This is a genomic window from Moorena sp. SIO3B2 (genome assembly GCF_010692525.1).
Taxonomy (GTDB): Bacteria; Cyanobacteriota; Cyanobacteriia; order Cyanobacteriales; family Coleofasciculaceae; genus Moorena; species Moorena producens.
Map to the genome: position 1 here is coordinate 1 of NZ_JAAHHE010000206.1, position 11,614 is coordinate 11,614.

General features: G+C 45.3%; 8 protein-coding genes and 2 pseudogenes. 5 read left to right on the top strand and 5 right to left on the bottom strand.

The window, feature by feature from the left end; genetic code table 11:
- A partial coding sequence (locus F6K38_RS27740) for a photosynthetic reaction center family protein (protein ID WP_502709603.1) occupies positions 1–532 on the bottom strand: 532 nt, incomplete at its 3' end.
- A 1,195-nt stretch (positions 533–1,727) separates the two neighbouring features.
- Between F6K38_RS27740 and F6K38_RS27745 the strand changes: the two genes are divergently transcribed.
- The 5 genes from F6K38_RS27745 to F6K38_RS27765 all read left to right on the top strand — a co-directional run bounded on the left by F6K38_RS27745 (position 1,728) and on the right by F6K38_RS27765 (position 8,340).
- Complete coding sequence (locus tag F6K38_RS27745; protein WP_287358291.1) at positions 1,728–2,096, top strand: hypothetical protein; 369 nt, start codon at positions 1,728–1,730, stop codon at positions 2,094–2,096.
- 171 nt (positions 2,097–2,267) lie between these two features.
- Positions 2,268–3,620 carry a hypothetical protein gene (locus F6K38_RS27750; RefSeq protein WP_287358294.1) on the top strand — a complete coding sequence of 451 codons (1,353 nt, stop codon included), beginning with the start codon at positions 2,268–2,270 and terminating at the stop codon, positions 3,618–3,620.
- 2 nt (positions 3,621–3,622) lie between these two features.
- Positions 3,623–5,038, top strand: coding sequence for a radical SAM/SPASM domain-containing protein (locus F6K38_RS27755; protein ID WP_287358296.1), 1,416 nt, complete (start codon positions 3,623–3,625; stop codon positions 5,036–5,038).
- Between the two features lie 39 nt (positions 5,039–5,077).
- On the top strand, positions 5,078–7,213 hold the full coding sequence (locus F6K38_RS27760) for a ferritin-like domain-containing protein (protein ID WP_287255386.1): 2,136 nt from the start codon (positions 5,078–5,080) through the stop codon (positions 7,211–7,213).
- On the top strand, positions 7,213–8,340 hold the full coding sequence (locus F6K38_RS27765) for an NAD(P)/FAD-dependent oxidoreductase (protein WP_287358299.1): 1,128 nt from the start codon (positions 7,213–7,215) through the stop codon (positions 8,338–8,340). Before F6K38_RS27760 ends, F6K38_RS27765 begins: the two co-directional genes overlap by 1 nt.
- Before the next feature lie 13 nt (positions 8,341–8,353).
- Here the strand turns inward: F6K38_RS27765 and tnpC are convergent.
- The 4 genes and pseudogenes from tnpC to F6K38_RS27790 form a co-directional block, all read right to left on the bottom strand.
- A pseudogene (gene tnpC, locus F6K38_RS27775) lies at positions 8,354–9,871 on the bottom strand (IS66 family transposase).
- 410 nt (positions 9,872–10,281) lie between these two features.
- Complete coding sequence (locus F6K38_RS27780) at positions 10,282–10,623, bottom strand: histidine triad nucleotide-binding protein (protein ID WP_287257332.1); 342 nt, start codon at positions 10,621–10,623, stop codon at positions 10,282–10,284.
- Between the two features lie 53 nt (positions 10,624–10,676).
- Positions 10,677–10,829 (bottom strand): hypothetical protein, encoded by a 153-nt coding sequence (locus F6K38_RS27785; RefSeq protein WP_287358304.1) that lies wholly within the window; start codon positions 10,827–10,829, stop codon positions 10,677–10,679.
- Positions 10,830–11,249: 420 nt separating this feature from the next.
- Positions 11,250–11,614 (bottom strand): annotated as a pseudogene (locus tag F6K38_RS27790) (hypothetical protein); the annotation flags it as partial.

Below are 11,614 nucleotides of genomic sequence, written 5' to 3' on the forward strand. Positions count from 1 at the left end.
TTCCGCTGATACCTAGAGGCATACCATCGGAGAAAGAACCTTGTCCGATTGGGTAGATCAAGAATACGGCGCTAGCAGCTGCAACCGGTGCGCTGTAAGCGACGCAGATCCAAGGACGCATACCTAAGCGGTAGCTTAGTTCCCACTCACGACCCATGTAGGCAAATACACCAATCAGGAAGTGGAACACTACCAACTGGTAAGGACCACCGTTGTAGAGCCACTCATCTAGGGAAGCAGCTTCCCAGATTGGGTAGAAGTGTAGGCCAATGGCGTTAGAAGAAGGAACAACAGCACCAGAGATGATGTTGTTTCCGTACATCAAGGAACCAGCAACAGGCTCGCGGATACCATCGATGTCCACAGGAGGAGCAGCGATGAATGCAATGATGAAGCAGGTGGTAGCAGCTAGCAGGGTTGGGATCATTAATACACCAAACCAACCTACATAGAGGCGGTTGTTGGTGGAGGTAACCCAATTGCAGAACTGAGACCACACAGAGGTGTTGCTCTGCTGTAATACAGTAGTCATGTTCTTATGATTGCGGGTATGAATATGAATTTATCGAGGTTCGTCCGGCTTTTGTGCGCCTTCATGTACTTATATTAAGTAAATTATTTAGTTTTGTAAAGGGGTTTGAGAGTAATTTACCCTCAGCTTATTAAATAATGTAAATAAGTAAAACTTATATTACTTAAGTATTGACAAATTTAGATTTATGTGTAATATATTATGCAAAAATAGCGATCGCATATCTCTCTTCTGTCACTCAGGGAGTTGTAAGAACCTATCCCACTAATATAATTTTAGTAATCCACATATGAATGGTCGCGCTTGGCAAGGAAAGCATCGAACACAACACAAGCCGCGTTCCCAACGAAGCACCAAACGTCGGTACTTTCTTTGATACCAAGCAAAGCAACGTTCTTGTTGAAATCGTGGTGTATCATCTTTGATTGGTCTACCTCGATGCTTCCTAGGGCGTGTCTGCAAAGTTAAAATATCACCATGGAACTGTGATCGATATCACCAGCAACAGGAGAAAGAAGATTTCAACTAAAGCCAGAGTAATATAGAGGCTAAGTTTGAGGCGTAAGATCTCCTGCTGTAATTATTCAATGACCTGGTGTTGCTGCACTATCAAATCGACCAGTTGCTCAGTGGGCAACAATCTGATCTGCTTGAGGTCAAACTCTGGAGTTTTTTGTGCCTTGCTCATACTGCTACATTACACCATAATCAAGAGCAAGTTAACTCAAGATGACTTACCGATTGCTAAAGGGAGGGGGGAAGGCTGAGCTACTCTCAGTTGCAGGTTATTCACTATATACGGAAAGGGCGCTCAGCCTTCCCCCCTAATAACTGTGGCACTGACCTGAATCCTTACGTCTAGGAGAGCCATTTAAGACTACTTAATGAAGCTTAAAAAAAATTTACTGATTGATTTTTTCTCCTCGCCCTATTTCTCAACAAATTTCGCTAATTGATAAATTTTGGGTAGGGGATAAAATCCTGTACCTTTCACTGAAAGTGCTTTCTAGCCAATTTCCTTATATCGAACTCAGGCTGATAACGTGTGTTATTTTTAACAAAACATTAAGTATAATTACGTAAAAAACCTATTTTGTCTATCCGAAAAATTACGTAATTTTTCGGATAGACAAAATAGGTTTTGAGTTGGAAAAATGCTAAAGCAGATCAGAATCAGTGCTAAATTTTCATGTTCATGGAAAAAATAATAAAAAAATACATAAATTGGACTGTCAAGTGGTTAACAGTGGTAGCTGTTGCCGTTCTGACAATTCAGGCAAACACTCTTCCCGCAAATGCTCAATTTATTATTGAGCCAGGTGAAACTTTTGAAGGCCCATTCGCCCCGCAAGTTGTAATTACTCCTGTATGCTTTAGTTCTGATTTTGGTGTGTATTCGTTTAGCGTTTCCGATGAGACCTCAAGCTATCCACTTACCGATATAAATTTCATTCCCTGCCGTACCCCAGGTGACAGTTATTACCCTTCTAGCAGTCGAGGAAATAAGATTGTTGTAACAAACATCGGAAACGTGCCACTTGATGTGTCTCCCATTGTTAAATAATGAGGAAACCTAAAGCGTAAGAAATCACTACATAACTAGTCGCAATAGTTGCGACTAGTTGAGAGATGCAATCGGGAGAAATATATACATATGTCCGGCTCGATACAGATTGAAAAAATTTGGATTTGCCCCCCCTTAGCGTTTGCACGATTTGGTCACTCACCTTATCCCATGGAGAATTTTCATTGGGCTTCTAATGACTACTCTCCCCGAGGAACAGCTGAAACAGTAATTGAACCCTCGCTTACTTTTAACATTGATGCTAACGGTAACATTTCTGCCTATCTACCAGAAGAAATTCACTTCAAAGATGACTATGGACATTGGCGTCCTGTGTGCCCGTTTTTCGAGTTACATGCCCGCTTGTCTAACCATTATGAAGGACCTTTAACCATCAATCTTTTAGAAGAAGCTGGACTGTCACTAAGTGACGTTACTTGGAAGGTAGAAGCAGCAAATCATAAGGCGTACCATTATACATTGTCTGAAGGCGATAAAGTCGAAGGGGTGGTTACAGTCACTGGGGACGATCATAGCGCTCAAACTATCCCTGGAACTAGTCCAGTCAATGGAGGAACCCCTCTAGTTCCCCAAGGAAAAGAAATTCCCCTAGGACAAGTTCAGGTGATTCGTCCTAATCCCACCTGGTCTGAAATACGCTTACGAATTACCCCTCCAAAAGGATTAGTTTACGGTCCCACAAATCTGGAAGAGCGGGATCTCAGTGCTTTAGTTCCGGAAACCCAGAATCAGGCTGCGTTCCTCCGCAAAATTCACTGTATGTTAGATCGCAATGCCAAATGGCCCCAATGGCAGCCCGTAGATGAGGACTATCGCACAAACCCAGGAGGTCTATATGCCCAAGATCCTGATGGTAAGAGCTTGGGATGCCTGGATGACTCCAATGATGGCTTAATCACAGTAACACTGACTGGAACCGCTGTTGCTGAAGGAAAACTCACAGCCTACGCGCGTTACACCTGCTGTCCCCAAGATTTCCAACCCGATCGCCGCCCCTTTGTTTCCATTGCCGATGGACTTAGCAACTTGGTGAAGCGTGAAGAAGTTTTAGAATCTGACTTCATTGGCAATTGGCCCGAAACGGAAAAAGACATTGCCGATCTAATGCAGCGAGTCCGCGAGACAATGGAAGCCTCCAATCTAGATCATCAAAATTTGCGCTCCAAGCTTGGAAATGAGGCGTTTTCAGGGAATCCCGATGAGCCATTCGACCCTGTAGCTCCCCGACCGGGGCATCCTTTACCTTTAACCGAACTAGGACGGATGAACCACGCTCGTTTCCTAGCCTATGAAGTCTTTAAGCAACGTTTAGGTCAACGACCTGAGTTGTTTAAACAATGGATCCGGAACCCCCTAGCGGAACCCCAGCCCTATGACACTCAAATGCCAGCGTTAATGAGGGGCTCAGACTCTGCTCCCATGTACATCACCCAGCGACAGTACTATCTCATGCAGAAGTGGTTGGAAATTGTTAAGAATTCTTTGGAAAATGGAGATGTATGAGCATGAGTAACCCTTCAATGCCATCTCCCTCGGTCACGGTTTTAGAGGACTCCTCTTGCCCAGAACCAGAATTGTCCCAAGACTTTCGTCTGTTTGAAAGTAGTCTTGGTCAACATCTGTTTGTGGTTGATGGCTCAAGAATTTTCGATCTGGATGCAGCCACAGCAGAGTATCTTCGAGTTCTGCTCAATAACGCAAACGAGGAGACAACCTCTAAGGCTGACGAAGTCCGTAGCGTTTTTTCTATGCCCAGCGGTCAACCCGCGATCGCGCCAACACCTTTGTCACCTCCTCCCCTGCGCTCCCTCTCCCTTAATGTGGCTCAAAGCTGCAATCTCGGTTGTAGGTATTGTTATGCTGATGAAGGGGGATTTCTGGGAAAAGCTCAATTCATGGCTCAGGATGTTGCCGAACAAGCCGTTGATCGCCTTATAGCCGAAGCTGAGCCTAATGTCGATTTAGTCGTGGGTTTTATGGGGGGAGAACCCCTACTCAATCACCAGTTAGTACATCATATTGCTGGCTATGCTCGCCGCCGAGGCCAAGAAAGCCATCATAAGGTGCGATTCTCGATTACCACCAATGGGACACTGATTACCTCTGAGGATGCAGCATTATTTTCCGAGTATCGATTTAATGTGTCTTTGAGTTTGGATGGTCCTCAAGATATTAATGATCGATTGCGACCAACCCCTAACGGGCGAGGGAGTTATGCGGAGGTGATGAAGGGAATAAAGCATCTACAGACTCAACCGCCAGCCCATACCTCAGCCCGCATCACGGTTACTCCTCAAACCGGACGCCTATTACCCGTCCTCGAACATGTATTGTCTTTAGGAGTGGATGACGCTGGATTTGCCCCCGTACTGGTTTCTCCCAATCCTGAGTACGCATTTCAAGCTTCAGATTTTAAGCAGTTTCTCGAGCATATGATTGAGTGTGGTGAAGTCTGCAAGCAAAACTTATTGCGAGGAAAGCGATTTCCCTTCACTAACTTTGAAACAGCACTCAACGAAATCCATCGAGGTAGCCATCGTCCTTATCCCTGTGGTGCCGGTGCAGGCTACTTAAGCGTCAATGCTCAAGGAAAGCTTTATGGATGCCACCGGTTAGTTGACGATCCGAATTGGGAGATGGGGTCAATACAGCAGGGTTCTGACTATAGCGCTCGAACACAACATTTACAGCGCAGCCATGTAGACTCGATGGAACCTTGTCGCACCTGTTGGGCACGTTACCTCTGTGGTGGGGGTTGCTATCACGAAGTAAGCAAACGCGGTCGCATTGCCTGCGACTACATTCGTGGTTGGCTTGATTTCTGTCTGGCCTCCTATGCAGAACTTTCTACCCAAAAGCCTGAATATTTCCTCGACCCTGAGACTTATTTCGTCACATCACCCGAAATGATGCGCCAATAATCAGTAATTATCCATTATTTCAACAGAGAGCTTTTGATTATGAGTGAAATTCAACAGCCCCAGCGGATAGGCAACCCCCCGCAAGATCCCCAAGAGTGGAAAATTTTTCCCCGCAATTTGACAGCTAGGGCAGCTTATATAGTTCCAGGCAATCCCACAACCACCCGTCCAGAGGATGGGGTAGACAATTGCTATCCTGGACTGGAAATGGATAACCGCAATTTACAAAAATATTTTTTCCCAGGCACTTATTTTGAGGTTTATCGTTCTGATGGCGCTCGATTAGCCGCCCTAACTCCCGATGATCAGGCACAGCCATGGCGTGACATGGGCTTGACAAGTGAAGACCTCAATAAAAATCTGTATCTATGGACTCTCAAAGGTCGAACAGCCGCCAAAGAAGACCCCAACAATCCTGCCTCAATAGATTTTGTTAATGTTAAAGACAAAAGCAAGGGGCAATTGGGGGGACTTTATCCTTGGCGTAAAGCCAATGCCTTATTTCCAGGGAAGGTTGCCATTATAATTGGGCCGAAACCTCCAAAGGAAGGACCTGAACTAACGGCAGCCAAGGAAAAAATCGATGAACTTTGGCCTTCTACAGATACTTCATCGGGTAATACTGGTGGCTTTGTGGAGCGATCGCAAGGGGAATTAAAATGGGCTGTTTTAATTGCAGAACGCGCCCCCTACCTCAATGCCCAAGGAACTCTCGATCCTGATGTTTATCAACCAGGAGAACTCACCCGCACCCTCTGTACTCCGTGGACTTATGACTTTCGGGATTGTCAATGTTTTTATTGGGCATCCAACAAACCTGATGTCAATGCTAGTGAAGATGGCTCTTATCCCTATCTCAATTTTCAGCGTAAAAATTGGCAAGTCGAACCCCAAACAGAAGATATTGCATACAGCTATAAAGGTCGGCGATTGCGGGAGATCGACTATGCTGAAATGATGACTGATTGGGAGCAACTACGTCCTGTTGTCAATGGTCGGGAATGCGGTCAGTCTTACAAACCGGCAACACCTCCCCCGGGACCCTTGCTCACTCTTGAGCAGATTAAAGAAGAGATCGCCTATCTCGCCACCGTAGAACATGCCCTGGCAGTGCAGTATCTCTACGCTTACTATTCAGTAAATACTCCCAAAGATGAACCACAGGATGAGAGTTTAGAGAATTTCCGACTCTGGAAAGGAGCTCATGAGATCTTCGAGATTGCCATTGATGAAATGCGCCATTTCCGCTGGGCTAACGAAGTTCTGAAGCTCCTAGGTGCTCCCACCACTATCAAGCGAGCTACGAAGCTGGGGCGGCGCTTCCAAATACCTTTCTACCTGCAAAGTTTAACTAGTTCTCAGTTACAGTGGTTTGTTGATGTTGAACGTCCTAGTCGATCAACTGTAGCTGGTCTGGATGGCATGTATGTTGGCATACAGAGATCCTTACAGCATCTGGCTCCCGATCAATTCGAGACTCCTGAAACCCAACTTCGTGCCGTGGAGATCATCAAACTCATCATTGATGAAGGGGAAGGGCATTACGTGCGTTTTAGCACAGCCCAGCAAAACTTAGCATTCTTCAGCAATAATGATCGCGATGATTTACCGGGTTATATTCGTCCTGATAAATGGAGCCAGGAAAGTGATCAACCCAATCCAATAATCCCTGATGCTAAGATTTATGGAATTCCCCATGAGGAAAGTTTACACACAAATGGTGCTAAGTTACAACTTCAAAGTAATGTTCTTTACTGGGTACTTTTAGGTCTATTACAAATTGCCTTTGCCTGCAAGAATGAACAGTTGAGTGGTTGCGGATTGCGTCGTGCTATTGCCTTGATGATTCGCATGAATGAGGTCAACTTTGAGTTAGCGACACAAGGAATGACCCCCCTCTTTACAATCCCAGACTGGCTAGAAGAGGATCCTCCAGTCACATCCTCAGTAGCCGCTAAAACCTTGCTGAACAAACTCAAACAAGAGTTGGTGAATGCGGGGATTATCAAGGAGAGTACCCTCCCTGCTATTTCTAAAGAAATTAAATTACTGTCAGTTGGATCTGGGACTAAACAAGAGCCAGTTCTGAAGCGCACTCTGAAGAAAGGTCACGAGGACAAGGTAGAAGACGTGATTAAATACTTTGAAGATGTCGTCTGTGAAGCAGAGTTCTAATGGACTTTCATAAGCAGAATCAGCCAACAACACCGTCTATCGCTGTTGTTGGCAATGGATTAAGTGCGCTGGCTTCTGTGGCAGCTCTAGCCAAAGTGGGGCGTTCCTGTGATTTGATTGGAGACTTGACGAAAGACTCCCACGGACCTTCTCTTGTCCTCAATGATATCAGCGAGACCCTGCTTGGCATTCTATTTCCTGATATCTCCCTACAAGATTATGGATATCGGCTGACTCATCGTTGGGTAAAATGGGGGGCTTCCCACAGTCCTATGAAGGTATCCCAACCAGCTTTGGCTTTGTCTTCCAATACTCTATTGACTTTGCTCAGACAATCTCAGGTTGTGCGAGGGAGCAAAATCCATCCTATTGATCACCATCATCCCCCTGATGCTGCTACGATGAGTAAACTGTTAAGACCTTATCAGTGGGTTATACACGCTAACACGGCGACTTTACCTCCGGAGGTGAACTGGTCTATTCTAGGGGGAGGGCAACGGATAATGGTGGCGACAGAAGGGGAAAGCGTATCTGCCAATGACTCTTGCTGTTACATAGAGTCATTGGCAGATAGTTGGTTATTTTCTGCTCCGCTCTTTGAGCGTCGCAGGATTATTCAGACTTGTATCCCCTATGCTTCTACTACTCCTCAACAAGCTTTGTTGGAATCTCTCTACGAAAGTAGGGGGATCGGTTCCCACGTTAACAACGTAAATTCAATTCGCTGTTTTCCTTGTGCCCCCTATATTCGTCAACCGTTGTGCGGGATCGGATGGTTCTTGGTAGGAGAAGCTGCCATCAAACTCGATCCCGTTAGCGGTGAAGGCACCCCTTTTGCTTTGCGGAGTGCTATGCTCATGGCGGCAGTCCTAGATGGAATTTTGAGTGATCGCCTGCCCCTAGAAGCTGGACTCCAACATTACTGCTCTCGCCTGACTTATTCATTCATTTCTCATCTACAGGGATGCACTCGCTTTTATGAAGAGGCATTTGGATTTCGAGAAAATTGGTCTTCGGAGTTGCATTCCATGCATCATATTCTAAATATTCTATACCCTCAATTTTCTCAAATACTCCACGACATACAACTTTATCAGTTAGTAGATTTTAGGTTAGTCCAATCGTAACCGTACCATGGCCTTACGCCACCATAGGTATTTGAGTGTTGATCAGAGTTTGTGGTAATAGGGATGGAGCCGATAGCCCTAATCGCTGGGTTCGAATTGCCTGTGTGAGATAATCCTTCGGATTTTGCTGCTGTGCTTTGAGGGATGTCACCACAGTAAGAATTCTCGTGCGCGAATTCACTGCCGGCTTGAAATTGGGAACCAAAGCTGGTTTGCCGCCAAATTACGACAGTGCGTAGGGCACGTTCTGCAGCATTATTCGTGGGTTCTACCCCTGGAACATAGACAAAAGTCCATAGCGCAGCCTCTAGTTTTAATAACTCTCGGGCTGTGCGTACTGTTTTGGCCAAGGGTGATTTTTCCCTGTTGCCAATAGGTAAAGCTGCAGCAGCTTCGTGCCTGGGTCTTGAAACCCATTCTCAATGGCTCCACCGCCATGACAAACTGCTCACGACTCATGGTGCCATCCCGTACTCGATGCCACCATCCTGCGTAACCGACGTTATGGACGCAATAGAGCTTCACCAATTTCTTTCAAGACACCAGTGCCTGAGGCCATAGCCGTCAAATCCCGCTTCAGATCAGCCCAGCACACTTGACGATGCATCATCTCTAACCAGTTGTAAGCACTGTAACGGTCTGAGATTAAAATACCGTTTAACTCTTCTCCCAGTAATGCTTTGGCCGTTGCTTGAGAGCGACTCAAGACCACCGAAAAGACAATCACCAACGGGGTAACTAATACCCATAGCCATCCTTTGCTTTGTCTGGGATTGAGTCCATCACCATTGCCTTGGCTAAAGCTGGTTTCATCACTATGAACAAACGCCTGGCCTTGAACATACTCAATAGCTTGTTCCACAGGAGCTGCGACCGCGTCACTCACCTGGTGACGAAGACGATTGATGCTCCCACGGGAAAGCTCAACACTAAACTTTGTAGCAAGTAAGGACTTCACCATCCGGTGAATTTGGCGATGTTCTACACTAAACCTTGCAACCACTGCCGCTAATCGGTCTCCTAAGCCTAATGATGGTACCTCGGCAGGGAGTGGTGCACGGTTCTTCCTGCCGCAGCAATTGCACTCCAACTGATGCAGTTGATGTTCAATTCCCTTGGGCGATAGGGGCGGAATATCAACGATTTGATGACGATAAGGGTGCTCGTCGAAGCCGCTCAACTGCTCTCCACAATGCTGACAAATATCTGGTACATGGGAATGGACTTTGCTACAGGCCTCGATCGGATAGAGTTGTGGTGTTTTCTTGGATGAGCCATCACTGCTAGACTTTTTCTTTTTCTTTTTCTTTTTCTTTTTCTTTTTGAGAGTCTGGGGGTTTGACAAATCTTGCTGACCAAAACCGTCACTTGAGGGGGGACGAGATGAATTTTGTGAATTTTGCTTGAGTTGCTCTTCTATATAGGCCAAACGCTCACTCAAAACTTTTACCACTGCTTTTAAACTCCCTGGGGTGGCATCCCAATCTCCCAAAGGAATTTGAATTCCTGCGATGTTAATCTCTACACTCATAAACCTAATCTTACCACAGAATCGCCACTGGAACCCAGATTTATTCGTTGCAGGCTGGGACGGTTACTGGCTTTTAGCCACAAGTCCTTAGTATTTCGGCTGATTTGTAACATTCGGCAGACATGGCTTTTTTTCTCACCACGATCTACGGCGGCGTTCGCGAAGCGTGGCTTAGCCGTATCGCCAAATCTCTAAAATCATCCCTATAGGGTGATGGCATTTGTCCTCCTTACTAACTCCTCTATTATGTCCTAACTATCCCTTTCTTTGCTATAAAAGTAAAGGCGTTCCATGGAACGCCTCTATATATAGAGCCTGAGATATAGAACCTGAACCTAGTTCTTTACCTAACTCCTAACTTAGAAACCCACTCAAGACTCAGCACTAAACACTGAGCACTAAAAAAAACCTCAACCAGGAGGCCACTTCATTGGGCGTTGACCCAAGATGTGCAAATGCAGGTGATCAACCGTTTGACCACCATCAGCACCATTATTAATCACCAGTCGATAGCCATTGGTCAAACCGACTTGCTCAGCAACTTGCTTAGCAGTTAAGAGCAGGTGTCCCATCAGGGCTTGATCTTCAGACTCAGCTTTTTCCAGTTGAGGAATGGGCTTCTTGGGAATTACCAGAATATGAACTGGTGCCTGAGGGTTAATATCCTTGAAGGCAAGGGCTAAATCGTCTTCATAAACAATATCCGCTGGAATTTCTCGGCGGATAATCTTGCTAAAGATGGTTTCGCTCATAGCAGCTGCCAATACTATGTTTACTAGATCAGATGCAATTGTGACACAAAATGTCAGCTAGCTATAGCATTGTTATTGGAGTTGTGAACATAGTCGCGCTTGGGAAAGGCAAGAGGCAAGAGGCAAGAGGCAAGAGGCAAGAGGCAAGAAAGTAAATCGGGATTTTTGGTAGCGATGCAGCGCCGACCTGCGGGGGTTTCCCCCACTCGCTATTGTATCAAGACAATGGAAAGAACTTTCATCCTTGTGCGACCATAATGCCAGCGTTATGGTTCACAAAATATTTAGAATGTCTAGATCTATAATGTTGCTATAAATAATCGTTTATATGATGATTATTTAACAGCAAAATGATATAATGTATTACTCTAATATATATAAAAATACCTAGTTAAGTGTTGTGAAGTTAACATTTATTTTATTGTGCATTTAAACTGTATATTATTGAAGTAAAATCAAAAATATAGATTCTATTCTCCTGTTGCCTGTTGCCTGTTGCCTGTTGCCTGTTGCCTGTTGCCTTTTGCCTGTTGCCTTTTGCCTTGTTAAAACATATTTCAAATGCGTTTTAGCTTAATCCTTACCATTAGCCCCTACACTTAGAGCAAGGGGCTAATGCCCTCAATCTAATGTTCCATTCGTATGGGTGGAGTCATTATCGGTCTTGTTTTAGGAAAAGGTATGGGTCCGGTTTTAGGAAAAGGTATGGGTCCGGTTTTAGGAAAAGGTATGGGCCGTGGATCTTCAAAAACAGGAGGTGTTGGTTGGGGTATTGGGCGTGGACATTTGGGAAAAGGTTCTGGGTGTTCGGGCATGGGAACTGCCGTAGGTGCTGCACACAGAATGAATGGTGTTTGGGGAGTAGGACCACATCCACCCTGAACCATAGTATCTTGCTGATCTAGATCATTGAGAAAGGTTTCCTCATCGGATAACAACTCAAAACCGATGGGTAACTCAGAAATTTCCATTATTAGTTTTCCTCCATAGG